Raw genomic sequence first — 26,054 nt, 5'->3', positions numbered from 1 at the left:
TTAACACATCTAAGGTAAGTCCGATGGGGGTAATCCCTAGAAAAATAAGCCCAACCCATTTACTTCATAAGGATATAATTAAGAAGTAAACTAATAACAGGGAGACAATCCATGGAAGCAACTGGCTACCTTGACCATTTTGCTCGCAATCACCTGCCACCCCAAGAGCAGTGGCCTGTATTACTCTTAGATCAAAATGAAGACGTTGCTTACCCGCCTCGTCTCAATGCCGCTAGCGAGTTACTAGGACGCCAAATTGCGCGGGGTATGGGTGATCGTATTGCTTTGCAATGGTTAGAAAATGACGAAGAAAAGCACATTACCTACATCGAGCTCGAGCAACTAAGTAATCAAATTGCTCATGTGTTTGTCGAAGACATGGGTCTGGTTAGCGGCAATCGTCTTTTGCTGCGTGGTCCAAATAACGTAATGATGGCAGCCAGCTGGTTAGCCGCTTTAAAAGTGGGCTTGGTCACCGTGCCAACCATGCCTTTATTGCGTTCAGTCGAGCTTAAAACTATTATCGATAAAGCAGAGATTCAAGCAGCCGTTTGCGACGCACAATTGGCGGTGGAGCTGCAGCATTGCCTCAACCCCGACCACGAGCACCACAGTGCTTTTTTGCAGTCAACGCTATTATTTAACTCTACCGAGTCCACTAGTCTTGACGTACTGGCCCGCAGTAAACCCACCACTTTTACACCTTGCGATAGTGCGGCCGACGATGTTTGTTTAATTGCTTTTACCAGCGGCACCACCGGCAGACCCAAAGGTTGCGTCCATTTTCACCGCGACGTATTAATTATGTGTGATACGTTTGCCAAACATATACTACAGCTCGAACCAAACGATAAAGTCTGCGGTACCCCGCCATTAGCCTTTACGTTTGGCTTAGGCGGCCTGTTGTGCTTTCCATTACGAGCTGGGGCAAGCTCTGTACTAGCTGAATCGCTCACTCCCAAACGTCTCTTAGAATACATTGATCGTTTTGGTATTACCATGACCTTCACTGCACCCACCTTTTATAGGCAAATGGCTGCCTTAGTAGACCAGTTTTCATTACGTAGTTTGAAAAAAACTGTGTCAGCTGGCGAGGCTTTGCCTCAAGCCACCCGAGAATTATGGAAAAAAGCTTCGGGCATAGAAATGATTGACGGCATTGGTGGCACGGAAATGATTCATGTTTACGTCTCAAGTCGCCCCGAGGATGTGCGAGCTGGAGCCATAGGCAAGGTCGTACCTGGTTTCCAAGCTCAAGTTGTAGACGAAGACCTAAAACCGGTACCCCATGGTACTGTAGGCCGTTTAGCCGTGCGTGGCCCTAGCGGTTGCCGCTACCTAAGCGATGAACGGCAACTCGAGTTCGTGCAAGATGGCTGGAATTTACCTGGTGACACCTTTGTCATGGACGAAGACGGCTATCTGTATTATCAGGCCCGAAACGACGACATGATTATCTCTTCGGGCTATAACATTGCTGGACCCGAAGTAGAGGATTGTCTATTAAAGCACCCGGCTGTTGCTGAATGCGGTGTAGTGGGCGTGCCCGACGAACTACGCGGTCAAATCTTGAAAGCGTTCATTATTGTGCGCGAAGGCTTTATGCCATCCGAGACCTTAGTCAAAGAGCTTCAAGACTTTGTTAAACACAACGCAGCCCCCTATAAATACCCTAGAGCCATCGAGTTTGTCGAACAACTACCGCGCACCGAAACCGGCAAACTACAACGCTTTGTTTTGCGCCAACAAGCTCTTTCCTAAGGCAGGCTCAGTGCCACACGCACGCCCCCTAATGGAGAGCGTGTGGCCTGTACCTGCCCCCCATACAACTGCACTAAATCAGCAACTATAGCCAAGCCCAAGCCTGATCCTGGCGCAATTTCATCCGCTCGTACCCCTCGTTTAAAAACAGCGCTATATTGATCAGCACTAAGCCCGGGCCCATCATCATCAACCCAAATACGCAATTCATTACGGCCCAAAGAGCTTTGATCCCGTTGAGCATGGATATGAATCTCTGAGCGTGCCCATTTAAATGCGTTATCCAACACATTGCCTAGCATTTCATGCAGGTCTTGGGTTTCGCCTTTAAAGTACAGATTAGGATCGTGCCAATCGGTTTTTACAGTAAGAGTTTTTTGTGTATAGGCCTGAGTCAGCACCTGAAGTAATGTGTTTACAGCGGGTACCACCAATGTTCTACGCCCCACCGTTTTCACTGCTGCTGCCACACGAGCACGAGAAAGGTGATAATCCACCTGTTGCTGTGCTGTGATCACTTGAGCCTCAACCAAATGCGCCAATGCACTGTCTTCTTTTTTTGCGGCATTAGCCAGCACGGTTAGGGGCGTTTTAATTGCATGTGCCAAATTGCCGGCTTGGGTACGTGCACGTTGAATAACTTCAGCGTTGCTATGTAAAACCCGATTGAACTCCGACACCAACGGCTGAATTTCTTGGGGGTATTGGCCTGCAATTTTTTCATCCACCCCCTCGTGCACTAAGCCCAGCTGCACGCGTAACTGATGCAGCGGTTTCAGCCCTAAACGTAATTGCCACCAGACCCCTACGATTAGCACACTGCCAAGTAAGATTAGCGACAACATCAACATGCGGCTAAAGCGCTGCAAAGGCTCTAGCAGAACCTCGCTTTGGGCCGCTACCCAGACATCATATTGAGGCTGCTGATCGTTATCTAAAAGCGCAACCTGACGTCCTACTACGTAGACCGAGCCTAATAACGGGTCTTCGTAATGGGTGCGTAGTTCAGTGATGCCATCTGGCGCAGGCAAATTAAGACGCTCATCCCATAAAGAACGTGAATACAACGCAAGAGTACTGTCCTGAGTGCCCTGAATTTGCCAATACAACCCGCTTAATGGTTGCTCAAAACGAGGGTCACTTAAATGGGTGCGCACCTCTAGGGGGGCTTCGGCCTCTTGTTCCATTTGGGAAATCAGCTGCAACATATGCACATTTAGCTCTTTGTAAAGTTGCTCTTCGATATGCTGCTTAAAAAGCTGAGTTAACAATAAGCCCGTTGCCACCAAACTACATAAAACCCACAGTAGCGCCCCTACTAACAGCCTTTGCGATAAGGAAAGCTGGATCCGTTTCGTTTTACTCATGAGGTTGGGTCAATTTATAGCCTAAGCCTCGAACGGTTTGGATGTATGCCGATGGAATTTTCTTGCGTAATCGACCTATAAACACGTCAATGGTATTTGAGTCACGCTCTTGGTCTTGGGCATAAATGTGTTCAGTGAGTTGGCTGCGCGAAAGCACTTGGTCGGCATGGTGCATTAGGTAAGCCAAAACACGAAACTCATGACTGGTCAGGTTTAGGGCTTGGTGTTGATAAAAAAATTGAGACTGGCGTGTATCCAGAACCAGATCGCCACACACTAATGTCGCACAAGCATGACCTGCCGCTCTGCGTAATAAAGCCCGCGTGCGCGCTAATAGTTCTTGGGTATGAAATGGTTTGGTGACATAATCATCGGCCCCTGCATCCATACCACTGACCTTTTCATGCCAGCTATCGCGTGCGGTTAAAATCAGTACTGGGAAAGTTAAGCCTTCGCTGCGCCAACGTTTTAATAAACTAAGTCCATCTAGCAGCGGCAAACCTAAATCAAGAACGACTAAATCATAGTTTTCCACTGTTGCCATATAGTGAGCGTGTTCACCATCTGCGGCGGTATCTATAACATAGCCCTGTGTTTGAAGGGCTTCAGCGACTTGGCGTTGTAATTGAAGGTCGTCTTCGACCACTAACACACGCATTAGTGTTTCCTTTTATCTAGAGGGCGTGAACGCGCTTTAAGTATTTCGGCAGTATAAGCATCAACCAGTAAACGACTAACGTAACCGCCTGGTTGCAATAGCTTGATACGATAAATATAACGACCGTTTTTACGGTTAAGTTCGGCATCCAACAAGCGGCCTGGGTAATGGGGTTGAATTTGGTGCATAACCCAGCGCAAAGAACGGATTTCCCCTTTTTCACGGGCGGCACGAATTTGGTCATAGGATAGTGGAGGCCCCGCATGAGCAACGGCCCCAACCCCTAGACACAACACCATTAAACAATACGCAAACACTTGTCGCATAGCTTTAAGCTGTACAGATAAACATTTAAAATAAGCCAAAATAGATGAATGAATAATGAACACTTACTTCATATTGAGTTCATAGTGGGTCAAGCACAATAGAGTCATCTTCATGTTCTATCTTACAGGAACGTACTATGTTGAAATACAAGCTTACCCTGCCTCTATGTGCTCTAGTCTCTTGTGCTACTTTATTTTTAAGCAGCGCCCAAGCCCAACCCGTATCCCCTCTTGATCCTATTATTGTCGTAGCAGCCAATGCAGCGGCTGATGCCCCAGCCCCTGCTACCCGTCCTGCGCTGCCCGACCGCTCAGAATGGATCACGCTTAAAGCCGCATACGAGGCTCTGGAAAAAGCCGGCTATACCGATATTCGTAGTATCCACAGCTCACGTCATCATGGCTATGTGGCTCGTGCTCTAGACAAAGACCAAAAACCGGTTCAACTGCAGGTTCACCCCACAGACGCCAGCATTAAGGTGCTGGAGAGCAAACACAACAAAGGAGGAAAGCGTAAACACAGAAAATCACACAATGCTTAGGGCGCTCGCCCCATCAACCCAATCAAAACTAAAAAAGCCTTTAACACTGTTAAAGGCTTTTTGCTTTTATCAAATCGCGCGGAAACCCCCGCCGGTCAGGGCGGAGAGGAATAGCGCGGACGCGCTAGCGTCTTCGTATCAGCTTGGCGTCTGTTGTTGCTTAATGTATTGTCGGACGATCTCGATAGGCGCACCGCCACAGCTTCCGGCAGAGTAGCTAGGCGACCAGAGAGCACCGCCCCATAGTTTGTTGTGAATGCTCGGATACGTCTTTTTGCGAATCATCCGGCTTGATACGCCTTTCAAACTATTTACCCGTGCCGACACGGCGACCTTTGGGGATAGTTGACCAACAAGTGAACGTGCATGTTAAAAACACAGTGTCTACCGCGTCTAATGGCGTTGTTTTTCTTCATAGACTACGTATAATTTTTAGCATGAAACGATTGCAAGCCTATCAATACGAGCTCACGCCTAACGGCGCTCAGCGACTCGATATGCGCCGCTTTGCCGGTGCGTGTCGTTTCGTGTTCAATAGGGCGTTGGCATGGCAAAAAGACCGTTATGCCGCCGACAGCACGACGAAATTCAGCTATACCGTTCTGGCTAATTTCCTGCCCGTTTGGAAGAAGGATAAGGAAACCGAATGGCTGAAACAATCGCCAAGTCAATGTTTGCAGCAAGCGCTTAAAGACCTCGAGCGTGCCTACAAGAATTTCTTTGCCAAACGCGCAGCTTTTCCCCGCTTCAAGAAAAAAGGCCAGTCAGACCGTTTCCGCTACCCGCAAGGCTGCCAACTCGATCAGGAAAACAGCCGTATCTTTCTGCCCAAACTGGGCTGGGTACGCTACCGCAACAGTCGCGAGGTACTGGGCACGGTGAAAAACGTCACCGTGAGTCATAAGGCAGGCAAATGGTTCATCAGCATCCAGACCGAACGTGACGTCGAGCAACCGGTTCCGCAGGGCACGTCAGCGGTTGGCATCGACATGGGCATCGCCCGCTTTGCCACGCTCTCAGACGGCACCTACTACGCACCGCTTAATAGCTTTAAGAAGCACGAAGTTGCATTGCGTAAAGCACAACAAGCATTAAGCCGCAAAATCAAATTCAGCCACAACTGGAAGAAGGCAAAAGCCCGCGTCCAGCGTATTCACTCCCGCATCGGCAACGCCCGCCGCGACTACCTACATAAAGCCACGACCACAATCAGCCAAAACCACGCGATGGTGTGTATCGAGGACTTGCAGGTACGCCACATGAGCAAGTCGGCAGCAGGCACCACCGAGCAACCGGGGCGAAACGTTCGGGCCAAGTCCGGTCTGAATAAAGCCATACTGGATCAAGGCTGGTTCGAGTTCCGCCGTCAACTAGAGTACAAACTGGCGTGGACAGGGGGTTGGCTTGTCGCTGTACCCCCGCACTACACCAGTCAGACCTGCCCTGAATGTGGGCATTGCAGCAAAGCAAATCGCCCTACGCAAGCGCAGTTCCGATGTGTTGAGTGTGGTGTCGAGGAAAACGCCGATGTGGTCGGCGCGATCAATGTGTTAAGGGCGGGGCACGCCCAGTTCGCCTGTGAAGTGAGTGGTGCAGTAATGCCGCCAGCAGCAGGAACCCACCGAAGCGACTCTGGGACGGCTCAATGCCGCCCTTGAGCGCTGTAGGAATCCCCGACCTTTAGGCGGGGGAGGATGTCAAAAGGTTTTACCTAGCATACGTGGTAATACGTCTTGGTCTTTTGAACTATAGCGGTGTTTAATAGCAAAAAAGATATGACCAATAATTAACGCAAACAACACCCAGCCTAAATTACCATGGAATGTATTACCTAAATCTTTCATCCATGCGGTTTCTACCCCTGTTTTTTCTAAAATAGGCCAAATGCCCCAGTAGGTAAAACCACGTCCCATGCCTATCATGCGAATAACAGCAAGCGAGGGCACCACAATCATCAATACATACATACAGGTATGACCAATCTTAACTGGCAATGGATTTTCTGGGCGATTAGCGCGTTGAATTACAGCCCAAATCACACGCAACACACCTAAGCACAAAATGGTAAAGCCGACTTGACCATGATAAGCAAAAACAAATTTAGTGAAAGCCGCGTCTTTATCTATAAACCGTGCGCTTGCACTTAATAGCATCCAGACAAAGCCCAATGCCATTAACCAATGGAAAAAACGTGAGATAAACCCGTAACGGATAGCACTATCATTGACCATACTTGTATTCCTAAATGATTAAAGTGAGCTAACTATAACCTAATTAAGATTGAGAATCCTTTACAAAACGATGTTGACGCCCGCTATATACCCACTCACGCCAAATAGCGACCAACAAAGCCATTAACACAGGACCCAAAAACAACCCCACAATTCCCATAGTCTGAACCCCACCAACCAAACCAAAGAAAGTGGGTAAAAAAGGCAGTTTTACTGGCCCACCTACTAAGCGCGGCCGTAAAGTTTTATCCACAATAAAAAGCTCAATAGCACCCCACAAAAAGAGTGCTAACCCAGCAACAGCCTGCCCCGATCCGACTAAGTACAACGAAACCAGAGTAAAGGACAACGGAGCGCCGCCAGGTATTAACGCCATAAAGCCAGTTACCGCCCCTAATAAAGCCGGAGAAGGCACACCAGCAATCCAATAGGCAATGCCCAACACGACCCCTTCACCTACTGCGATGAGTGTCATTCCCGTCACGGTGGAGTTCACTGTTGCAGGCACTACACGGGAAAATCGTTGCCACCGTTCCGGTAAGATACGCTCGCCCACAATATCTAACTGGCCCAACAACCTATCACCGTCTTTATAAATAAAAAACAAGGTGATTAGTAAAAACAACAGTGTCAGCAACAAGTGGAATACATTACCTGTAGCACTAAGCACCATACGATAAATATTGCCCAAGTGTTCGCCACTCACCATTTCCACTAGAGCGCCTAGAGCATGTGGCTCCCCAACATATAACAGCCAGTATTCGCTTAAACGCTCTCCGACAATAGGAAGCTGTGGAATCCAATCGGGCACAGGCATACCATAACGGTTTGCAGCCAATGCCCAAATAACAAACGAGCTCGCCTCTTTAATGACAAAGGTTAAAGCAAAGGACAAAGGCAGAATGATCACACCAATAACAATCAACAGCGCAGCGGTTGCGGCAAGAATAGTGCGACCATTGAAATAGGCCAACAAGCGTTTATAGGCCGGCCAACTAGCCAACCCAATAATAAGCGCCCCCAGCACAGGAACAATAAAGCCTTTGAGAAAATATAAACCTGCTACCAGTAACAGTAATAAAAGCCAGCGTGCAATCAAAAAAGGGGGTAAAACAGGCTGCATAGCAAACGGCCTAAAAAGTGAAAGTAAGGGGTGAGGCTGGTAAGAACCGTTTGTGAGCACTGCGCGTGTAGTGCTTTACAATACTTTCAAAAACATCCATAGATACCGACTGACCAGTTAAAAAAGCATCGATGTCATGGTAAGTCACACCACCAAATGCTTCTTCGTCTGGTTGTAAAGGCGTAAGAGACTCGAGATCTGCGGTAGGTACTTTATGAATCAGTGCCTCTGGCACACCACACTGAGTAGCTAACTCGCGTACCTGCGATTTTGTCAGCCCTGCCAAAGGCATAAGATCGGCCGCACCGTCACCGTATTTAGTAAAAAAGCCCATTAACACCTCGGCCGCATGATCGCTGCCTAGAACCAAACCCGACTCCGCACCGGCAACGGCATAACAATACACCATACGTTGGCGTGCTTTGATGTTGCCTTTAATAAAGTCTTGGTGTGACTCAGAACGAAACCCTTGCTCGGCCTGATGTAACGTTGCCATAACCGCATCGGTAGCTGGCTGTATATTTAATTCCAAACAGCGGTCTGGTTGAATATGATGAATGGCTGCGTCTGCATCGGCAGCATCCTGCTGCTTAGCGTAAGGCAGGCGTAACGCAATAAAAGTAGCGTCTACACCTTCTAGACGCAGCTGTTCAACAGCCAACTGTGCCATGCAGCCCACCACCAGAGAATCAATACCACCACTGATGCCAATGACCAAGCTACGAGCTTGGCTGTGGCGCAGGTAGTTTTTAATAAACTGAATGCGCTGCTCTAACTCGTGAGCCGGATCAATGCGAGCCTTAACCCCTAACTCGGTAATAATCTGTTGTTGCAGCTGCTTTTGAGCGGGACTTAACATGGCACCTTACTCTTTAAGTCAATTATTTACGCACGATTTGGCTAATGTCGCGTACCGCGCCACGGTCGGCCGATGTGGCTAAAGCCGCATAGGCACGTAAGGCCTGAGACACGACGCGAGGACGTTCTTCTACAGGTTGCCACGCTTGATCACCACGTGCTTCCATGGCCTCGCGGCGTGCTTGCAACTCGTCATCACTAACAGCCAAATGAATTCGACGATTAGGAATATCAATTTCAATCGTATCGCCGTCTTCGATTAAGCCAATGGTGCCGCCCTCTGCCGCCTCGGGAGAAGCATGACCAATCACTAAACCCGATGAACCACCGGAGAAGCGACCATCAGTTAACAAAGCAGCGCTCTTGCCCAAACCCATCGATTTCAAATAGGAGGTGGGGTAAAGCATTTCCTGCATACCCGGGCCCCCTTTAGGGCCTTCGTAGCGGATTACAACCACATCGCCAGCAACCACAACGCCATTTAAAATGCCGTCTACTGCAGACTCTTGGCTTTCAAATACACGGGCTTTGCCAGTGAACTGCAAAATACTGTCATCAACCCCTGCCGTTTTAACAATGCAGCCTTTTTCAGCCAAGTTGCCATACATAACAGCAAGGCCACCGTCTTGGGAATACGCATGCTCTTTGCTACGAATACACCCGTTTTCACGATCGGCATCCACCTCTTCGTAATAACGGTCTTGGCTAAAGGCGACCTGAGTGGGCACACCACCGGGAGCAGAGCGGAAAAAAGTGTCTACGGCTTTGGCGTTCGCACCCTTGATATCCCAGCGCTTGATGGCTTCACCCAATGTACCACTGTGGATATTGCCCACCTCGAGATTTAATAAACCGGCACGGCCGAGCTCGCCTAAAATGCCCATAATGCCACCAGCACGGTGCACGTCTTCCATATGGTAGAGTTCAGTCGCAGGGGCTACCTTGCACAAACAGGGCACATGACGCGAAATGCGGTCAATGTCTGCCATGGTGAAATCTACGCCGGCTTCTTGAGCGGCTGCTAGCAAATGCAATACCGTATTGGTCGACCCACCCATGGCTACATCTAGGGCCATGGCGTTTTCAAAGGCACCAAAAGTAGCAATCTGGCGCGGTAAAACGCTTTCATCATTTTGCTCGTAGTAGCGTTTGCACAGCTCTACAATTAATGTACCTGCATTTTCAAATAACCCGCGACGACGAGCATGAGTGGCTACTAAACTACCATTACCAGGCAACGCCAAGCCTAAAGCCTCGGTTAAGCAGTTCATGGAATTCGCGGTAAACATACCCGAACAAGACCCACACGTAGGACAAGCACTGCGTTCAATATCCGCTACTTCCTCGTCACTCACGGAACTGTCAGCGGCTTGGATCATGGCATCCACCAAATCCAATTTACGCACCACAGTTTTACCGTCTTTAGCTACCACTTTGCCGGCTTCCATTGGGCCGCCGGACACAAACACCACAGGGATATTAATACGCAATGCTGCCATTAACATACCGGGGGTAATTTTGTCACAATTAGAGATACAGACCATCGCATCAGCGCAATGTGCATTCACCATGTACTCCACCGAATCAGCAATTAGCTCTCGTGAAGGCAGGGAATACAACATACCATCATGGCCCATCGCAATGCCATCATCGACTGCAATGGTGTTGAATTCTTTAGCCCCCCCCCCTGCTGCCTCGATTTGACGTGCTACCAACTGCCCCATGTCTTTAAGGTGGACGTGGCCTGGTACAAATTGAGTAAATGAGTTAACAACAGCAATAATGGGCTTGTTAAAATCACCGTCTTTCATGCCCGTTGCACGCCAAAGAGCGCGCGCGCCGGCCATATTACGACCATGTGTAGAAGTACGTGAACGATATTGTGGCATTTTGATTGTCTCTAGCAAAAAAGCATCATAAAGATGATTATGATAGACGGCTACGACGCTTTACGCGAATAAAAAGCACGAGATTGTGCTTATTTTGCTGTAATTCCGAGTTTTCAACGCGTAGACACAGTCTCTGTAAGCTAATTGTAATCCTAGCAGACTTTATTAGGGCATCCTACGATGCTTACATCTTGCTCAGGTGCATTTTTACTTTGATTCGCTCAACACTCTATGCGCTTGGGATCGCATCAACGCATCAAGACATGGACACCTATAGTGCAAATCCTCGCAGTCAAGCACAGGATGAGTACTATAGGTTCACCTTTTTTGTTTATGTATGAACGCTTTATTATCTAAACCTTTGCTTCTTGCCATTTTATTATGCTTGCCTTTGTGGGTGGTATTCGGCAATTTTATTGCAGCGTTGATCAGCGCTGTACTCATCAGTTTTTTTATTGCTATGTTACGCGCTTTAAAGTCTCTTTCTCAAAATAAAAAAAATAAACCATGACCTTTATTCAATCCCCCCCCGTGTATCCACAAGGGCTGCCTAGCCTTGAACCTGAACTGCTTCCCGTGCTGGACCAACATCATCAGTATTTAGCGACGTTAATAGCAGAACAACACAACTTCCTTCCTTATGATCAATGGATGCAAGCAGCCCTGTATGCGCCTCATATGGGTTACTACACGGGCGGTAGCACCAAATTCCATCATGCTGGTGATTTTACTACAGCCCCTGAGCTCAGCCCCTTATTTGGACAATGCCTAGCCAAACAAGTGGCTCAAATTCTTCAGCATTGTCCCAGTCCGCAAGTACTGGAGTTTGGCGCTGGCTCTGGTGCCCTAGCTGAATCTTTACTGACGGCACTAGATCAAATGGGTCACACCACTACCCAGTACGCTATTTTGGAGCTCTCACCCTCCTTACGAGCGCGCCAACAAGAACGTCTAGCAGCCTGGGGCACTCGTGTTCAATGGCTAAATCAGCTACCTTCTGCGTTTAGTGGCGCGGTAGTTGCCAACGAGGTGCTCGATGCAATGCCAGTTCATTTGGTACAGCGCGACGCGGATCTACAAATTTTAGAATTAGGGGTCAGCCTTAATAATGAAGTGTCTGCCCACTCCCCCAGTCCTTTTACGCTTAGCGCCCGTTTAGCCAGTGGTGAGCTGGCTCGTGTGGCCCAAGAGCGACTGCCACGCATTCCCGGTTACCGCTCTGAAATCAACCTACAAGCAGAAAGCTGGATTCAGGCGATGGGTGAGTGGTTACATATAGGTGGTGCTCTGTTAATTGATTACGGTTTTGCACAACACGAGTACTATCATGCACAGCGTACGATGGGTACGCTTATGTGTCATTTCCGGCATTTTGCCCATGATGAGTCCTTAATCCTGCCAGGTCTCCAAGACATTACCGCCCACGTTGATTTTACTGCTATGGCTGATGCCGCTTTGAGCGCACAGCTGGATGTACTGGGTTATACCTCTCAAGCACATTTTTTGATGAATTGTGGTATTACCCAAGACCTAGAAGCCATACATCACGCTTTAGACACCAACAACCCCTCTCATTTGCAACGTTGGACGCAACAAGTTCATGCAGTACAAACCTTACTTTCTGAAGCGGAAATGGGAGAGCTTTTTAAAGTTTTAGCCTTGGGCAAACACTTACCCACCCCGCTTTTGGGTTTTATGATGCGTGACAGACGCGACTTTTTATAAAGACAACACCAAGACGTATGACCCCAGCCTCACCTTTTTCGCGCCGTGTAGCCCTACTCATTTTGCTGAGCGTAGGTACATGTTTTGCCAGCGCGCATATTGCAGCCCGTATTAGCTTTGATAACGGTACAGGCTTATTAACTGCCGTTGTCTTTCGCTCAATTATTACATTAGCGCTGTTGTCGTTATTAGCCATTGTTTATAAACAAAGCATTAAACTCAGTTGGCGTCTAGCCCCTTGGCAATTACTGTTAGGGGTACTGATTGCTATTCAAAGTATTTGCATTTATTCAGCTGTATCCCGTATCCCTGTAGGGATTGCTTTGTTAACGGTGAATACATTCCCTGTTCAGCTAGCTCTTATTTCGTGGCTGCTAGGGGGCAAACCGCCCACCAAAGCGCGCGCTAGCATCATGGGGTTAATTTTAGTTGGGTTGATCTTAGCCTTAGATATCCCCGCTTTGGCGCAAAGCGACCAAACCAATATTGAGCTATGGCTCTTAGGCATTGGCTTTGCACTATTTGCCGCCTTTGCTTTTGCTGTAGGTCTTTGGGTAACGGAAAATAAACTATCGGGGGTACAGGGCAGCGCGCGCAGCTTTTACACTATGCTTACGGTATTTTGCTTAACTCTTAGTGCTGGCAGTGTGGATGTTATTCCGGGGGGGCTAAGTCTGCCCACTACCTCGGTGGGTTTGGCTACTCTGTTATTACTTAGTGGGCTGTATGCCTGTGCTTTTATTATGTTGTTCATGCTGGCACCGCGTCTTAATCTGGCACAAAACGCCCCCGCTATGAATATCGAGCCTGTGGCCTCGTTGGCATTGGGTTGGCTAATTTTGGGCCAAACTCTAAGCCTAATGCAGATCATTGGTGGCGCAATAGTGGTTAGCTGTATCGTGGCATTTGCCCAGCTTAAAAAATAGCAGCCAAGGCAGCAAGTCTTGCCTCGAAGATAGCAGCAGGTATGGCTTTAGGCTGTGCCTGATGTTGCTGCGCAATGGTAGCGGCATCGACTTCAGCAAACACAACCGCGGCCTGCAACCATAACGACCAATCTGCCTCAAGCACACACTCTGCTGCCTGCACTAGCTGTGTATAGCGCTCTGGCTTGCGTAAGCTATCTAGTTTTTGTAGCGTTTGCGCTACTGACTCCGAAGACAGAGGTGTTTGTGCTGCCTGCAAAAGTATAGACAATAAACGTGCTGCGTCTTTGTAGGCCGTAGGCGCTTTAATATGTTGTGCTACCTGCTCGGGATGGGGGCTTTTCGAGCATAAAATCGCAAATCGCTGTAACGGCGCAAGCTGGCGAGCCACCGCAGCGGCCATTGCTGAGTCCAGCTCTGAACTAAGCACTAACCCAGGCAACACGCGCTCTAGGGCACCGCACTGTTTAAGCACCTGTACCATGCGCAATGGCTGACTAGCTTGCAACCCCTTATACAGCTCTTGCCAAACACGCTCGGGAACTAGTGCATCTACCTCGCCATTTCGTACTAAATGCCGAGCCAAGGCCTCTGTTTCTGCTGCGATTTGAAACGTAGTAAAACGTGCAGCAAAACGTGCTAAACGCAACAACCTAACAGGATCCTCAATAAAGGCTTCACCTATATGACGTAAGACCCGTTGCTCTAGATCGGCATATCCCCCTAAGGGATCATAAAAATGACCGTTAGTGTCAATAGCTAAGGCATTAATGGTCAGATCACGGCGCGATAGATCATCGGCCAGACTGACATCGGGCCCAGTATAAAAAGTAAAACCTTGGTACCCACGCCCTGATTTACGCTCTGTACGTGCTAAAGCAAACTCTTCTTTAGTGCGTGGGTGCAAAAACACGGGGAAATCGCCCCCAACCGGAATAAAACCGCGTTGGGCTAGCTGCTCAGGACTAGCCCCCACCACGACCCAATCCCGGTCTCCGACTGGCAGACCCAACAACGTATCGCGCACGGCACCACCCACCACATAACACTGTAAGCCCTTTAGTAATGGATCAACCTGAGCCACAAGCTGTTTTAGGGCCTGCTGTTGCGCTGAGTTAATAGACATCAAGGTAGCTCCGTGGCTCGATTAGACTGAGGACTAATGGTACCTAAACGCTGTTTTAAAGACTGCGGCTGACCACTAAACACCATAGAGTAGTAAGTGGCGTTGGACAGCACATTTTTAACGTAAAGACGCGTTTCCGTAAAAGGGATGGTTTCAGCAAAAATAGCGCCTTCGACGGGGCCTTGTAAACGTGAGCGCCAGTTAAGAGGACGCTTTGGCCCTGCATTATAGCCAGCCGATGCCAATACTTCAGAGCCATCTAGCTGCCCAAGCACCATGTTTAAATAGTTCGTTCCCAGTATGGTGTTGGTCTCAAACTCATTGACCATAGAAGGTTTAAAGTTAGTCATGCCTATTTTGTTGGCCGTCCATTTTGCAGTAGCAGGCATTAACTGCATCAAACCCGAAGCCCCCACCCCTGAACGCGCGTCCATCATAAACCGAGACTCTTGACGAATCAGACCATACACCCATGAGGGGTCTAAACCGATTAAACGGGCTTTTTCTGTCACCCCGCCCTCAAAGGGCGCTACAAAACGTTGGCTGAAGTCCACCTCTTGTTTGGTTAATAAGGACGTGTTCACCACACGATCATATACATGATTATCGCGGGCTAACTCGGCTGCAGCACGTAACTGTCTATCGTTCATGCCACGCAAAGCAAACCCCCACTCTGTGGTGGCCTCGGGACGCCAACCCAATTTAAATAGCTCTAGAGAGCGTAAAAATGCAGGTCGTGTTGCCACATCGCGTTTTTCCGCTACGCTTATAGGTGTAGGCTGTGGCGGCAAAGGAATGGTGCGACCTAACTCTTCGTTTGCTAACTGACCGTAAAAATTTAAGTCATCACTAATAGATTCATAAGCGGTTTGAGCTTGTGCTTTATGACCTTGGGCTGCTAACGCTCGCGCTTTCCAATAGACCCACACAGGCTCAGAGGCTTGGGTTTCGGACATCTTAGCAATAGCGCGCTCTACCTGCTTCCAATCGATGGGATACTGACGCAATTCGGCTCGCACTTCCCAAGCATGGTTGTAGTCTGTTTTTGGGGTAGTACCTGATAAACGATACCAACGTGCGGCATCGTTTTCCACGCGCAAAGCCGGTATTAAGCCAAACTGCCCCCATACCCAGTCTTTATCTGCTTGAGACAACTGAGCCCCCCACTTTTGCTCAATATATTGGGCTTGAGCCGCACGGTCATTTTGGCGTGCCAAGCGAGACAAAGCCAATGAGACAAGCTCGGTATGCGCTTGACCTTGTAATTGCCCTTGTTGGTCTAGCCAGCGCCTTGGGGCCTCCATCAAAGCGGTGTAGTCTTGCATTTGCTTGCCATCAAAAATAATTGCGGCATAACGTCTTGCTTCGCTAGTTTTACCTTGCTCTAAGGCTTTACGCATTAAGTCACGTACCTCAGTAAAACCAACGGCTTTAGCCGCCCAAAGCTGGTCCAATAAACTCCAGCAAGTTGAGCCGGGCACAAACTGTGCGAGCACACGTTGACTATCTAAGGACTGCTGAGTCATATGGCGACCATAGGCCACGGCACACCGTACCTGTGAGTTGCCAAGGTCTTGAGGTTGTAACTGATTGATGAGCTGGAAGTCACCCGCCCGTACTGCGGCAATCGCCCAGTCCCCTTTTAAACGCTGCGCTAAGTACTCGTCATCGTATTCACGTAAAAACTGCCAGAGCTGATCGGAAGGTATAGGCCGTGTGGAGTCATGAATCTGTTGGCGTAAGTGCCAATACGCTGGGTATGCACCCAAAACAGGGTCCGCTTTGGCGGGTTGCACTAGCTCTGCGAGGCGACGCCAATTTTTAGCCTGTAAGGCAGCACGGGCATCAATGACTGCGTTACGTGCCGCAACGGGCACAGAAGGCAGTTGATCCCAACGTACAGCAGGCGGTGGGGCGGCATAGGTAGGAGCTAATGCCGCAATGTGCTTAGGCGCTTGGTGAGCTTCAACCTCGGGGGCCTTGGCAGCCCCAGCGCACCCAACTAGCAACACACTGCTGCAAAGACCAACGTGCACCAGCCATCGATTTCGTGACACGCTACTGCCTAGAAGGCTATTTTTCTGATACCTTAGCTGTAAGAACATGGACTAGCCCTTTATAAATGACTCACTATGACAAACTATCACGACCTACGCCAACAGCTACTACAACTACGCGCTGCCCAAGAGTCCAGAGACACACGCCGCGGTGCACTTTTAATGCGAGGCCGTTTATTTACTTGGCTTAACCAATACCGTCAACACCGTCCTCAACCACAACAACCCTTGCATATTGCTGCCTATTGGGCCTTGGCTCATGAGCCCGATTTAGGCCCGCTGCTTGTGCAATGGGCCGAGGAGGAAAACATTCGGGTTAGCCTGCCCTGTGTGGTTAGCCCTGACGCCCCGTTGGTGTTTAAACCTTGGCATCCAGACCAACCCATGAAAAAAGCAGCTTTTGGGGTGCTAGAGCCCGATACCACAGAGCTTGCACCAGACCCAGAAATTATTTTAGTGCCTACCTTGGGCTTTACCCGCCAGGGCGATCGCTTAGGTTACGGTAAAGGATATTATGACCGCACTTTAGCAGACTTAACAGCACGCCAACAGACTTTTACTACGATTGGTTTGAGCTGGGCAGTTGGCGATTTAAGCCAAAAGAGTTATGTCGCAGCCGCACACGATGTGCCATTAGATGCTGTGCTAACAGACAAGGGCTGGCCTAAGCCAGCCCCTCTATAAACAGTAAGCACCCTAAATTAATACCGTTAATACCGCACCGTTACCGTCTTATGGTCTAGTGCGGTAAACCACGTATTTAGTTTGGGATAAGGTTCGAAAGCAAGCTAGTAACAATACTGTACACAATAGCCCCGATAAAAGCCCACCAAAATCCAGTCACTTGGAAGCCTTTTAAAATAGAACCTGCCAACCAAAACACCAGAGCGTTAATCACTAACAAAAACAAACCAAGGGTGACCACGGTTAAAGGCAGTGTGAGGATTTGTAGCACGGGCTTAACCAACATATTCAGCAAACCCAATACCACCGCAGCCCCAAGAGCTGAACCAAAACTTGCGACCTGAATACCTGGCAAAATATACGCCACGATTAGCAACGCCACAGCGTTTAAAATCCATACTAGTAGTAATGTCATGATAACGCTCCTTATGAAACAGGCACCCCAATGGTGCCTGACTTATTTTTAGTAACGGTAATGATCGACCTTGAACGGGCCTTCAAGCGGTACGTTAATGTATTTGGCTTGCTCTTCCGAGAGGGTTGTCAGGTTGACACCGAGCTTTGCCAAGTGCAAACGAGCCACTTTCTCATCTAAGTGCTTAGGCAACACATAAACTTTACCACTTTCATAGCGATCGCCATGTGTAAAAAGTTCAATTTGTGCAATGGTTTGGTTAGTAAATGATGCAGACATCACAAAAGAAGGGTGTCCAGTAGCACAACCTAAGTTCACCAAACGACCTTGAGCTAATAAAATAATGCGTTTGCCATCAGGGAAAATAACATGATCTACCTGTGGTTTAATTTCTTCCCACTCTAGATCTGACAAAGCAGCCACATCTATTTCATTGTCAAAGTGACCTATATTACACACGATTGCTTGATCTTTCATGCGCTCCATGTGGTCGCGTGTAATAACGTGGTAGTTACCGGTTGCAGTCACAAAAATATCGGCTTTGTCAGCGGCCTCTTCCATGGTGACCACACGGTAACCTTCCATGGAAGCTTGTAAAGCACAAATAGGATCAATTTCTGTTACCCAAACCTGAGCGCGTAGCGCTTGTAGGGCTTGGGCGCACCCTTTACCCACGTCACCAAAACCACATACCACAGCGATTTTGCCAGCGACCATTACATCTGTGGCTCGCTTAATACCATCTACTAAAGACTCGCGACACCCGTAGAGATTATCAAATTTAGATTTAGTAACGGAATCATTCACGTTAATGGCAGGAAAAGCGAGCTCGCCTTTTTTTGCCATTTGGTAAAGACGCTGTACCCCAGTTGTTGTTTCCTCGGTAACACCTTGGATCTGAGCCAAACGGGTTGAGTACCAAGTCGCGTCTTCTTGGAGCTTGGCGCGAATACTTGCAAAAAGTACGGTTTCCTCTTCGCTAGATGGTGCGTCCAACACAGATAAGTCTTTTTCAGCTTTAGCGCCCAAATGCAACAATACCGTTGCGTCACCGCCGTCATCCAAAATCATATTGGCTTGTTCGCCAGGCCAGTTAAAGATTTGATGACAATATTCCCAGTAGTCTTCGAGGCTTTCACCTTTAATCGCAAACACAGGGATTTGGTTAGCTGCAATCGCAGCGGCAGCATGGTCTTGTGTAGAGAAAATATTACATGAAGCCCAACGCACCTCGGCACCCAAAGCTACCAACGTCTCGATCAGCACAGCAGTTTGAATAGTCATGTGTAGACTACCCGCTATGCGCGCGCCTTTCAGTGGCTGAGCTGTTGCGTATTCTTCGCGAGTAGCCATCAAACCAGGCATTTCTGTTTCTGCAATGGCAATCTCACGACGACCCCAATCAGCTAGGCTGAGATCTGCAATTTTATAATCGGTAAAAGTAGACATAGAAGCTCCGGAAAATCCGTAGAAAAGGGTCGGAGCAAAAAAAAAAGCCCACCGACCCTGTCAATCAAAAGGTAGGTGAGCGTCGTTGTTCTAAATACATATATGAGCAACGTTCCAAATCTGAGCCTGGCTTTGGATGATGAACATCAACAAAGTCGCAACGCTCCTCAGATTGGTTTACATCAGAATTTGTGGCGCTTGCGCGCCTGTCTCAAGCAGTTGAGAAACCATGCCTATCATACCACTGGCATGGTTTTAGGGTCTATGGCTTTTGCCTTAGATAGCTGCTTTCAGAGCTGCGGCTCTGTCGGTAGCTTCCCAAGTGAACTCGGGCTCGCTACGTCCAAAATGACCATACGCAGCTGTTTTTGTATAAATAGGACGTAATAAATCCAGCATTTGTACAATACCGCGTGGACGCAAGTCAAAGTGCTCTCGTACCAATAAAGCAATCTGGTCATCTGGAATAATACCGGTACCGTTGGTGTACACGGTGATATTAATGGGTTCAGCCACACCAATAGCGTAGCTTACTTGTACCTCGCACTGACGCGCTAAACCGGCAGCCACAATGTTTTTTGCTACATAACGCGCCGCATACGCAGCAGAGCGGTCAACCTTAGAGGGATCTTTACCAGAGAAAGCACCGCCACCATGAGAGCAAGCACCACCATAGGTATCCACAATAATTTTGCGACCTGTTAAACCGCAATCGCCATTTGGACCACCAATTACGAATTTGCCGGTAGGGTTGACTAAAAAGCGTGTATTGTCGGTAAGTAAGCCCTCGGCAAAAGTAGGACGGATAATGTCTTCAATTACGACTTCACGCAGTGTGTCCTGAGAAATATCTGGATCGTGCTGAGTGGATACAACCACTGTGTCGACCTCTACGGGACGCCCATCAATGTAACGGAAGGTAACCTGTGCTTTGGCATCAGGACGCAACCAAGGTAGACGCCCGTCTTTACGCAACTCGCTTTGGCGTTGCATCAAGCGGTGCGAATACCAAATAGGCGCAGGCATGAGATCAGGGGTTTCGTCACACGCAAAGCCAAACATTAGACCTTGGTCACCTGCCCCTTGGTTCATGATTTCTTCGGGGCTACGATCTACACCCTGAGCGATATCGGGTGATTGTTTATCGTAAGCAACCAAAACCGCGCAGCTTTTGTAATCAATACCGTAATCGGCGTTATCATAGCCAATACGCTTTAAGGTCTCGCGCGCGACATCGATATAGTTCACATTTGCAGTGGTTGTAATTTCACCAGCCATTACCACTAAGCCGGTATTACACAGGGTCTCGGCAGCCACACGAGCGTTAGGGTCTTGCTCGAAAATGGCGTCTAGCACCGCATCGGAAATTTGGTCAGCGACTTTGTCGGGGTGACCTTCGGAGACAGATTCTGAAGTAAATAGAAAATCGTTATGTGCCACAGTGATTTATCCTGTAGGTTTCAATTAAAACAATGGCGTTGCACCACGGGAGAAAGCCTAAAAGACATATCAGGGCGCGACGCTTTAGCGGGAATGTACTGCTCTCTTTCGAGGATATCGCTCCGCAAGTTGTCGGGTTAACTCAGCGATGCCACCATTTTAAGCAAATTTAACTAAGATTCATACTATATTGTTATTTATTCAACGCATTACCCTCGAATTATGTTTTTGTTTTTCTTGAAATTGTTGGCAAAGTTGCCGCTACGGTGGCTTCACGCTATAGGCCGCACCCTAGGGGTCGTGGTTTATTTACTACCCGGTCGTTATCGTCAGCGTATCCGTAAAAACGCTACTCAAGCTGGTTACCCCCAAGCCGATTTTGCACGGCGTGCCGCAGCAGAGACGGGTGCCATGATTATGGAAACACCCAAAGTATGGTTAGAACCTGCCGCCTGTTTGGCTCGTTGCTCAACTCAAAACGAGGACATTGTCGCAGCAGCCTTAGCCGAGCAACGTGGTATCTTATATTTAACACCCCACTTGGGCTGTTTTGAAATTACGGCCAGAGCCCTTATCAAACATGGTCCAATTACCGTCATGTTTAGGCCTCCACGCCAACAGTTCATTGAGCCAGCCATGCGTGTCTCGCGCAATATGCCAGGTTTAAACGCTGTGCCTGCTTCTGTGCGTGGTATACGTGAATTTTTAAAAGCATTAAAACGTAACGAAGCAGTAGGTATGCTTCCTGATCAAGTTCCTAGTGCTGGCGATGGCGTCTGGGCCCCATTTTTTGATAAACCCGCTTACACCATGACTTTAGCGGCAAAGCTGGCCTTGCAGGCCGACGTACCTGTGGTGCTCACCGCGGGCGAACGTCTGCCTAAAGGTCAAGGTTGGCGTATTCATTATTTACGTTTAACGCTTCCCCAAGACCCTACCGTAGAGAACATGGTCTATGCCATTAACGAAGCAATGGAAAACTTGATTCAACGTTTTCCTAGCCAGTATCTTTGGAGTTACAACCGATATAAAATTCCTCCTGAGGCCCCTGCTATACCGCCCTCTTTTACCTCATAATTTATTTTGGGATGACTTATGAGCCAAACTGCGATCCAAGCCGATGATGTGGCTGCTTTTTTACAGCATAATCCCACATTTTTTTTAGAGCACGAGTATCTTTTACTCTCGCTTAAATTACCTCACCCGCGTACCGCCAAAGTTTTGTCTTTACCAGAACGACAAACGCTGTATCTGCAACAACACAACCAGCAGCTTAAACACGAACGCCAGCAGTTTTTAACCATTGCCCGAGAAAATGAACTTATCCAACAGGCTTTGTGGCTATGGGCGGCCGACCTATTGGCCTATGCGGGTACTGCCGAGCACTTGGCTCGTTTTGCATGTGATCGTTTACAACTTCATTATGGCTTACAAGAAGTGCAGCTGCGTTTGTGGTGGGAACATTCCCCCTATATAACCTCAGATACAGACTCAAGCACCCAAGAGCTCATACAGCTCCAAACCAAACCCTATGCTGGCAACACTCAACACCCTGCCGCAAAATGGTTTGAAGGGGCATGGTCATCTATGGCCGTCATCCCACTGCACGCTCCCAACTCATCGCAGACGATTGGCGCGCTGGCGTTAGGGTCGGACATCGCTAACCGGTTCACAGCCCATATGGGTACCGACTTTTTAGAAATTATGGCCCAAGTTATTGTGGCGTCTTTGGCTCGGTTTTATGACTCGCACCTCGTCCAGTCCTAACACTCAACAGGCCATGCTGCAGTGGCTCCAAAGCCTAAAATCTGCTGGCGCTGCAACAGATACTTTAGCTGCGTATGAGCGTGACGTAAAACACCTCATTGCCTGCTATGACCTGCCTAGCCCGCAACATTACGCTCGCAATCACCTAGAGTTTGCATTAAGTGAACTGCACGCCCGAGGCTTGCAACCTCGTAGTCTGGCACGACTGCTTTCAGCATGGCGTAACTTTTTTAACTGGTTTAGCGAGCAATACCAGACTGGCTATAACCCTTGTCTAGGCGTCCACGCGCCCAAAGGCCACTACCCCGATCCAAAAATTCTATCCTTAACGCAAACACAACAACTGCTAGATGCCGCATCCCCCCCAGAGAACAGCACTGCCGTCGAGCTCCGAGACCAAGCCTTATTTGAATTGTTGTATTCCAGTGGCTTACGTCTTAGCGAGTTAATTTTGCTAGACATCGAAGCACACCAATCTCAGGCTTATACCTCTAAAGCGTGGGTTGACTGGAAAGAACAAGAGGTTGTCATAGCCACAGCCTCCGAGCGCCAACGTCATGTACCCATAGGTACGCCTGCGCTAACGGCCTTAACGCATTGGGTGCAACGCCGTCATGAACTATTACCCAAAGCCATCGCCCAACAACCCGAACTAGACTTAGCTAACTATTACGCATTATTTTTAGGTGTAAGAGGGCAACGCATCAGCCCGCGCGTCATTCAAAAACAATTGCAACTTAGGGCACAACAGGCTGGCTTAAACCAGCGTGTTTTTCCACACCGATTACGAAACAGCTTTGCTAATCACTTATTGGAGTCCTCTAACGACATAACCGGTGTGCAACAGCTAATGGGGCATGCTATGTCTGAATCCACTACTAGCCTAAAGCAACTAAACCCCGAGCAGTTAGCCGAATTCTTCAAAGCCCACCCGCGCCACAACCCAAAAAAAGACGATTAGCCCCCTAGTGCTTTTAACAATGCCTCTGCATTCCACTTCATTAAACCCAAATAACTATCTGCCGGGTGTGGGGCTTTGGCAAGTGCATCAGAATACAACGCGTCACCAAGCTTAGCGCCCGTTTCAGTTGCAATTTGCTGGAGCAATTTAGGATTGGAGATGTTTTCCACAAATACGGCTTTAACTTGGTTATCACGCATAAAATCTATCAAGCCAGCCAGTTCTTTTGCCGACGGTTCAGCTTGGTTCGACGCACCCAATAATGATAAAAACTCAATATTGTAGTCTTGACCTAAATACGCAAAAGCATCATGAGATGTAACCACTGTGCGACTCGCTTTGGGCAATTGCTCAAACGCCGCCCGCATTTCTGATTGCAATGCTTTCAATTTTTTTTGATAGCCATCGGCCTGCTGCTGGTAATAAGCTTCGTGAACAGGATCAGCCTCAATCAGCGCGTTACGAATATTACTAATATAGACTTGAGCATGCTCTAGACTTTGCCACGCATGCGGATCGTAATCCCCATGGTCATGAACGTGGCTGTGATCATGGTCGTGGTGGTCGTGATCATGGTCGTGATCATGGTCATGGCCGTGGTCGTGACTATGACTGGTTTCTAAACTATAGTTCTGCCCCTCTGTTTCCTCTGCATAAGCACGTAAAGGCACGCCTTCAATCGTTTCAACCACTTTGCCTTGGTAGCCTGCGGATTCAATTAACCGTGGTAGCCATTCCTCGAAGTGCGCCCCATTAATAAAAAGCAAATCCGCGTCTTGTAAGGTTTTAGAGTCGCTAGGGCGTGGTTCAAAACTATGAGCATCTCCCTCAGGCCCAACAATGGTGCGTGATTCAATCTTGTCACCCCCTACCTGTTGCACCATATCTGCCAAGATAGAAAAACTGCTTACCACTTTGAGTGGAGCGGCCATCGCCAATGAGCTTCCGATAACCCAACTTAAAACGCTAACCGCGGTCGTTTTAATTAGAAGGTGTTTCATTTTTTCTCCCTTGAGCAATACGTTGGCGATGATAGACAGATTGCTTTATGGCTTGCAAAATGCCACCGTGACGACCAAAAAATATAGAAATAAAATACACAAGGCCTGCCATTAAGATAATAGCGGGCGACGCAGGCACATCTACATGAAATGACAGCAATAAACCTAGGTAGGAAGTGAGTGCGCCTAGCAGTCCCGCACAAATCATTTGATTGCTTGCTGAGTGCACCCAAAAGCGAGCAGAGGCGGCAGGCAACATCATAATGCCCACTACCATTAGTGTTCCTAATACCTGAAAACCGGCGACTAAAGTCATCACAAGCAAAACCAAGAACACGGCGTGTACCCACCCCGAGCGTTTGCCTTGGGCGCGTAAAAACAAAGGATCTAAGCACTCCATAACCAAAGGACGGTAAATAGCGGCTAAGACCAATAATGCCAAACTGGATGTACTGGTGACCAAAAGTAAAGACGCATCATCTAGCCCCAACACCGTGCCAAATAACACGTGTAATAGGTCCATGTTGGAACCGCGTAAAGACACGAGTAGTACACCTAGCCCCAACGACACTAAATAAAATGCAGCAAAGCTCGCATCCTCACGCAATGGTGTAATACGAGAAACGGCCCCTGCTAAAAGCGCAACGACTAAACCAGTGATCATACCGCCCAGCGCCATTGCCCCTAACGATAGACCCGCGGTTAAAAACCCCACCGCTACCCCAGGCAAAATAGCATGTGCCATGGCATCACCCATTAAGCTCATGCGCCGTAAAATCAAGAAAACGCCTAATGGCCCGGCCGCCATGGCTAAGGCAAACGAGCCAGCTAAGGCTCGACGCATAAAACCAAAATCCAAAAACGGTTGTATAAACCACTCGATGAGCATCACAAATAGTCTCCGGCACATAAATGACGTGCCATGTGCAGATTTTCAGGTGTTAATACCGTCGTGCTTGGCCCCCAAGCCACTAATTGACCACCGAGTAAAACGCTAGTTGGAAAATACTGGCGCACCATCTCTAGCTCATGTAAAACAGCAATTACCGTTCTACCTTGTTGATGCCACTGCAAAATTAAAGCCAATAAGTCTTGAGTGGTTTCGGTATCCACTGCAGCAAAAGGCTCATCCAATAAAATGACACTGGCATCTTGCAGCAGTAGCCGCGCAAAAAGAGCCCGTTGAAATTGGCCCCCTGACAAGGTGTTAATACTGCGCTTGGCAAAAGCGGTTAAACCCACCTGCTCTAAGGCCTGGCTAATGCGTAGGCGCTCGGCCTGGCTGACTCGCCCCCAGTAACCAATACGCGACCAAGCGCCCATGGCGACCAAGTCATACACAGTAATGGGAAAGCTACGATCTATATCAGCTTGTTGTGGCAAAAAAGCGAGCTCAGTGGCATGATTAATATGCAAATGAATCTGCCCCTGCAACGGTGCAATTTCCCCCATCAACCCTTTTAGCAAGGTCGATTTACCAGCACCATTTGGCCCCACCAAAGCGTACAGGCCTCCCTGCAAAAACTGACCACTAATATCTCGTATTGCGATTTTATCGCGCCAGCCTAGGCTCAAGTGTTCTAGTTCAATCAGCGCCGTGCTCATACCCACCCTAACGCCCAAGCACTTAATAACCACATGAGTACAATGACAGTGACGGCTCCTAACACCCGTTGCCCTGCCGAATACAGCAAAGCAGAGCCACTGTATGAACGAGCTGTTTTACGCATGACCTTCCCAGTTAATAA

Annotated in this window: 25 protein-coding genes, 1 pseudogene and 1 riboswitch; of the genes and pseudogenes, 9 read left to right on the top strand and 17 right to left on the bottom strand. The window is 48.5% G+C overall.

Annotated features, from left to right (window positions below; translation table 11 throughout):
• Positions 1-111: 111 nt before the first annotated feature.
• Positions 112-1,761, top strand: a complete 1,650-nt coding sequence (locus ACBP46_RS02600; protein WP_371015173.1) for an AMP-binding protein — start codon at positions 112-114, stop codon at positions 1,759-1,761.
• On the opposite strand, the gene ACBP46_RS02595 is transcribed toward ACBP46_RS02600, so the two are convergent.
• The 3 genes from ACBP46_RS02595 to ACBP46_RS02585 are packed head-to-tail and all read right to left on the bottom strand — an operon-like array spanning position 1,758 to position 4,112.
• Complete coding sequence (locus tag ACBP46_RS02595) at positions 1,758-3,128, bottom strand: ATP-binding protein (protein WP_371015172.1); 1,371 nt, start codon at positions 3,126-3,128, stop codon at positions 1,758-1,760. The two genes, ACBP46_RS02600 and ACBP46_RS02595, sit on opposite strands and share 4 nt — an antisense overlap.
• Complete coding sequence (locus tag ACBP46_RS02590; RefSeq protein WP_371015171.1) at positions 3,121-3,786, bottom strand: response regulator; 666 nt, start codon at positions 3,784-3,786, stop codon at positions 3,121-3,123. Before ACBP46_RS02590 ends, ACBP46_RS02595 begins: the two co-directional genes overlap by 8 nt.
• Complete coding sequence (locus ACBP46_RS02585) at positions 3,786-4,112, bottom strand: PepSY domain-containing protein (protein WP_371015170.1); 327 nt, start codon at positions 4,110-4,112, stop codon at positions 3,786-3,788. Before ACBP46_RS02585 ends, ACBP46_RS02590 begins: the two co-directional genes overlap by 1 nt.
• 137 nt (positions 4,113-4,249) lie before the next feature.
• Here ACBP46_RS02585 and ACBP46_RS02580 point away from each other — a divergent pair, with 137 nt between their 5' ends.
• Entirely contained in the window at positions 4,250-4,654 is a 405-nt protein-coding gene (locus ACBP46_RS02580) for a PepSY domain-containing protein (protein ID WP_371015169.1), read from the top strand.
• Between the two features lie 138 nt (positions 4,655-4,792).
• Here ACBP46_RS02580 and tnpA read toward each other — a convergent pair.
• Positions 4,793-5,070: pseudogene (tnpA, locus tag ACBP46_RS02575) on the bottom strand (IS200/IS605 family transposase).
• Positions 5,071-5,091: 21 nt separating this feature from the next.
• On the opposite strand from tnpA, the gene ACBP46_RS02570 reads away from it, so the two are divergent.
• On the top strand, positions 5,092-6,312 hold the full coding sequence (locus ACBP46_RS02570) for an RNA-guided endonuclease InsQ/TnpB family protein (RefSeq protein ID WP_371015168.1): 1,221 nt from the start codon (positions 5,092-5,094) through the stop codon (positions 6,310-6,312).
• Between the two features lie 39 nt (positions 6,313-6,351).
• On the opposite strand, the gene ACBP46_RS02565 is transcribed toward ACBP46_RS02570, so the two are convergent.
• Genes ACBP46_RS02565 through ilvD form a run of 4 tightly spaced genes read right to left on the bottom strand, consistent with a single transcriptional unit; the run spans position 6,352 to position 10,755 of the window.
• The gene (locus ACBP46_RS02565; protein ID WP_371015167.1) at positions 6,352-6,885 is read right to left on the bottom strand and encodes a cytochrome b; all 534 of its coding nucleotides are present in this window, start codon (positions 6,883-6,885) and stop codon (positions 6,352-6,354) included.
• Positions 6,886-6,928: 43 nt separating this feature from the next.
• Entirely contained in the window at positions 6,929-8,008 is a 1,080-nt protein-coding gene (locus tag ACBP46_RS02560; RefSeq protein WP_371015166.1) for an AI-2E family transporter, read from the bottom strand.
• Positions 8,009-8,018: 10 nt separating this feature from the next.
• A complete protein-coding gene (gene nadE, locus ACBP46_RS02555) occupies positions 8,019-8,867 on the bottom strand; it encodes an ammonia-dependent NAD(+) synthetase (protein WP_371015165.1) in 849 nt (282 codons plus the stop codon).
• 22 nt (positions 8,868-8,889) lie between these two features.
• Positions 8,890-10,755, bottom strand: a complete 1,866-nt coding sequence (gene ilvD / locus ACBP46_RS02550; RefSeq protein ID WP_371015164.1) for a dihydroxy-acid dehydratase — start codon at positions 10,753-10,755, stop codon at positions 8,890-8,892.
• 507 nt (positions 10,756-11,262) lie between these two features.
• On the opposite strand from ilvD, the gene ACBP46_RS02545 reads away from it, so the two are divergent.
• Together ACBP46_RS02545 and ACBP46_RS02540 are read left to right on the top strand one after the other, a co-directional pair.
• Positions 11,263-12,480, top strand: coding sequence for a class I SAM-dependent methyltransferase (locus tag ACBP46_RS02545; RefSeq protein WP_371015163.1), 1,218 nt, complete (start codon positions 11,263-11,265; stop codon positions 12,478-12,480).
• Between the two features lie 17 nt (positions 12,481-12,497).
• The gene (locus ACBP46_RS02540) at positions 12,498-13,406 is read left to right on the top strand and encodes an EamA family transporter (RefSeq protein WP_371015162.1); all 909 of its coding nucleotides are present in this window, start codon (positions 12,498-12,500) and stop codon (positions 13,404-13,406) included.
• Here ACBP46_RS02540 and ACBP46_RS02535 read toward each other — a convergent pair.
• Positions 13,396-14,532, bottom strand: coding sequence for a tRNA CCA-pyrophosphorylase (locus ACBP46_RS02535; RefSeq protein ID WP_371015161.1), 1,137 nt, complete (start codon positions 14,530-14,532; stop codon positions 13,396-13,398). The genes ACBP46_RS02540 and ACBP46_RS02535 overlap by 11 nt on opposite strands.
• On the bottom strand, positions 14,532-16,637 hold the full coding sequence (locus ACBP46_RS02530; protein WP_371015160.1) for a lytic transglycosylase domain-containing protein: 2,106 nt from the start codon (positions 16,635-16,637) through the stop codon (positions 14,532-14,534). The genes ACBP46_RS02535 and ACBP46_RS02530 overlap by 1 nt, the downstream gene beginning before the upstream one ends.
• 27 nt (positions 16,638-16,664) lie before the next feature.
• On the opposite strand from ACBP46_RS02530, the gene ACBP46_RS02525 reads away from it, so the two are divergent.
• Complete coding sequence (locus ACBP46_RS02525; RefSeq protein WP_371015159.1) at positions 16,665-17,273, top strand: 5-formyltetrahydrofolate cyclo-ligase; 609 nt, start codon at positions 16,665-16,667, stop codon at positions 17,271-17,273.
• Positions 17,274-17,349: 76 nt separating this feature from the next.
• Here ACBP46_RS02525 and ACBP46_RS02520 read toward each other — a convergent pair whose 3' ends face one another.
• From ACBP46_RS02520 to metK, 3 genes are all read right to left on the bottom strand, one after another.
• Positions 17,350-17,688, bottom strand: coding sequence for a phage holin family protein (locus ACBP46_RS02520; RefSeq protein ID WP_371015158.1), 339 nt, complete (start codon positions 17,686-17,688; stop codon positions 17,350-17,352).
• A 48-nt stretch (positions 17,689-17,736) separates the two neighbouring features.
• The gene (gene ahcY, locus ACBP46_RS02515) at positions 17,737-19,137 is read right to left on the bottom strand and encodes an adenosylhomocysteinase (protein WP_371015157.1); all 1,401 of its coding nucleotides are present in this window, start codon (positions 19,135-19,137) and stop codon (positions 17,737-17,739) included.
• Between the two features lie 70 nt (positions 19,138-19,207).
• Positions 19,208-19,312, bottom strand: a riboswitch (S-adenosyl-L-homocysteine riboswitch).
• Between the two features lie 101 nt (positions 19,313-19,413).
• Positions 19,414-20,577 carry a methionine adenosyltransferase gene (gene metK / locus ACBP46_RS02510; protein ID WP_371015156.1) on the bottom strand — a complete coding sequence of 388 codons (1,164 nt, stop codon included), beginning with the start codon at positions 20,575-20,577 and terminating at the stop codon, positions 19,414-19,416.
• A 222-nt stretch (positions 20,578-20,799) separates the two neighbouring features.
• Here metK and ACBP46_RS02505 point away from each other — a divergent pair, with 222 nt between their 5' ends.
• From ACBP46_RS02505 to ACBP46_RS02495, 3 genes are read left to right on the top strand one after another with little or no spacing between them, the layout of a single operon-like run.
• A complete protein-coding gene (locus ACBP46_RS02505) occupies positions 20,800-21,654 on the top strand; it encodes a lysophospholipid acyltransferase family protein (RefSeq protein WP_371015155.1) in 855 nt (284 codons plus the stop codon).
• 18 nt (positions 21,655-21,672) lie between these two features.
• Complete coding sequence (locus tag ACBP46_RS02500; RefSeq protein WP_371015154.1) at positions 21,673-22,344, top strand: DUF484 family protein; 672 nt, start codon at positions 21,673-21,675, stop codon at positions 22,342-22,344.
• Complete coding sequence (locus ACBP46_RS02495) at positions 22,319-23,305, top strand: site-specific integrase (protein WP_371015153.1); 987 nt, start codon at positions 22,319-22,321, stop codon at positions 23,303-23,305. Before ACBP46_RS02500 ends, ACBP46_RS02495 begins: the two co-directional genes overlap by 26 nt.
• Here ACBP46_RS02495 and ACBP46_RS02490 read toward each other — a convergent pair.
• The 4 genes from ACBP46_RS02490 to ACBP46_RS02475 are packed head-to-tail and all read right to left on the bottom strand — an operon-like array spanning position 23,302 to position 26,036.
• A complete protein-coding gene (locus tag ACBP46_RS02490) occupies positions 23,302-24,306 on the bottom strand; it encodes a metal ABC transporter solute-binding protein, Zn/Mn family (protein WP_371015152.1) in 1,005 nt (334 codons plus the stop codon). The genes ACBP46_RS02495 and ACBP46_RS02490 overlap by 4 nt on opposite strands.
• Positions 24,287-25,195, bottom strand: a complete 909-nt coding sequence (locus ACBP46_RS02485) for a metal ABC transporter permease (protein ID WP_371015411.1) — start codon at positions 25,193-25,195, stop codon at positions 24,287-24,289. The genes ACBP46_RS02490 and ACBP46_RS02485 overlap by 20 nt, the downstream gene beginning before the upstream one ends.
• Positions 25,195-25,917 (bottom strand): metal ABC transporter ATP-binding protein, encoded by a 723-nt coding sequence (locus ACBP46_RS02480; RefSeq protein ID WP_371015151.1) that lies wholly within the window; start codon positions 25,915-25,917, stop codon positions 25,195-25,197. The genes ACBP46_RS02485 and ACBP46_RS02480 overlap by 1 nt, the downstream gene beginning before the upstream one ends.
• Positions 25,908-26,036: a hypothetical protein gene (locus ACBP46_RS02475; RefSeq protein WP_371015150.1), complete on the bottom strand. Its 129-nt coding sequence runs from the start codon at positions 26,034-26,036 to the stop codon at positions 25,908-25,910. Before ACBP46_RS02475 ends, ACBP46_RS02480 begins: the two co-directional genes overlap by 10 nt.
• Positions 26,037-26,054: the final 18 nt, after the last annotated feature.

The sequence above is a fragment of the Paenalcaligenes hominis genome, assembly GCF_041359055.1.
In the GTDB taxonomy this organism is placed as follows: domain Bacteria; phylum Pseudomonadota; class Gammaproteobacteria; order Burkholderiales; family Burkholderiaceae_B; genus Paenalcaligenes; species Paenalcaligenes hominis_A.
The sequence above is the reverse complement of the archived record's forward strand: the minus strand, read 5'-3'. Positions and strand labels throughout refer to the sequence as shown.

Excerpts from the sequence above, each read along its gene's own strand:
- ACBP46_RS02540 (WP_371015162.1), top strand. The coding sequence starts at position 12,498 with ATGACCCCAGCCTCACCTTTTTCGCGCCGTGTAGCCCTACTCATTTTG.
- ACBP46_RS02495 (WP_371015153.1), top strand. The coding sequence starts at position 22,319 with ATGACTCGCACCTCGTCCAGTCCTAACACTCAACAGGCCATGCTGCAG.
- ACBP46_RS02565 (WP_371015167.1), bottom strand. The coding sequence starts at position 6,885 with ATGGTCAATGATAGTGCTATCCGTTACGGGTTTATCTCACGTTTTTTC.
- ACBP46_RS02505 (WP_371015155.1), top strand. The coding sequence starts at position 20,800 with ATGTTTTTGTTTTTCTTGAAATTGTTGGCAAAGTTGCCGCTACGGTGG.
- ACBP46_RS02590 (WP_371015171.1), bottom strand. The coding sequence starts at position 3,786 with ATGCGTGTGTTAGTGGTCGAAGACGACCTTCAATTACAACGCCAAGTC.
- ACBP46_RS02530 (WP_371015160.1), bottom strand. The coding sequence starts at position 16,637 with ATGTTCTTACAGCTAAGGTATCAGAAAAATAGCCTTCTAGGCAGTAGC.
- ACBP46_RS02500 (WP_371015154.1), top strand. The coding sequence starts at position 21,673 with ATGAGCCAAACTGCGATCCAAGCCGATGATGTGGCTGCTTTTTTACAG.
- ACBP46_RS02580 (WP_371015169.1), top strand. The coding sequence starts at position 4,250 with ATGTTGAAATACAAGCTTACCCTGCCTCTATGTGCTCTAGTCTCTTGT.
- ACBP46_RS02535 (WP_371015161.1), bottom strand. The coding sequence starts at position 14,532 with ATGTCTATTAACTCAGCGCAACAGCAGGCCCTAAAACAGCTTGTGGCT.
- ACBP46_RS02520 (WP_371015158.1), bottom strand. The coding sequence starts at position 17,688 with ATGACATTACTACTAGTATGGATTTTAAACGCTGTGGCGTTGCTAATC.
- ACBP46_RS02525 (WP_371015159.1), top strand. The coding sequence starts at position 16,665 with ATGACAAACTATCACGACCTACGCCAACAGCTACTACAACTACGCGCT.
- ACBP46_RS02560 (WP_371015166.1), bottom strand. The coding sequence starts at position 8,008 with ATGCAGCCTGTTTTACCCCCTTTTTTGATTGCACGCTGGCTTTTATTA.
- ACBP46_RS02570 (WP_371015168.1), top strand. The coding sequence starts at position 5,092 with ATGAAACGATTGCAAGCCTATCAATACGAGCTCACGCCTAACGGCGCT.
- ahcY (WP_371015157.1), bottom strand. The coding sequence starts at position 19,137 with ATGTCTACTTTTACCGATTATAAAATTGCAGATCTCAGCCTAGCTGAT.
- ACBP46_RS02475 (WP_371015150.1), bottom strand. The coding sequence starts at position 26,036 with ATGCGTAAAACAGCTCGTTCATACAGTGGCTCTGCTTTGCTGTATTCG.
- ACBP46_RS02585 (WP_371015170.1), bottom strand. The coding sequence starts at position 4,112 with ATGCGACAAGTGTTTGCGTATTGTTTAATGGTGTTGTGTCTAGGGGTT.
- ACBP46_RS02600 (WP_371015173.1), top strand. The coding sequence starts at position 112 with ATGGAAGCAACTGGCTACCTTGACCATTTTGCTCGCAATCACCTGCCA.
- nadE (WP_371015165.1), bottom strand. The coding sequence starts at position 8,867 with ATGTTAAGTCCCGCTCAAAAGCAGCTGCAACAACAGATTATTACCGAG.
- ACBP46_RS02545 (WP_371015163.1), top strand. The coding sequence starts at position 11,263 with ATGACCTTTATTCAATCCCCCCCCGTGTATCCACAAGGGCTGCCTAGC.
- ACBP46_RS02595 (WP_371015172.1), bottom strand. The coding sequence starts at position 3,128 with ATGAGTAAAACGAAACGGATCCAGCTTTCCTTATCGCAAAGGCTGTTA.
- ACBP46_RS02485 (WP_371015411.1), bottom strand. The coding sequence starts at position 25,195 with ATGCTCATCGAGTGGTTTATACAACCGTTTTTGGATTTTGGTTTTATG.
- ACBP46_RS02490 (WP_371015152.1), bottom strand. The coding sequence starts at position 24,306 with ATGAAACACCTTCTAATTAAAACGACCGCGGTTAGCGTTTTAAGTTGG.
- ilvD (WP_371015164.1), bottom strand. The coding sequence starts at position 10,755 with ATGCCACAATATCGTTCACGTACTTCTACACATGGTCGTAATATGGCC.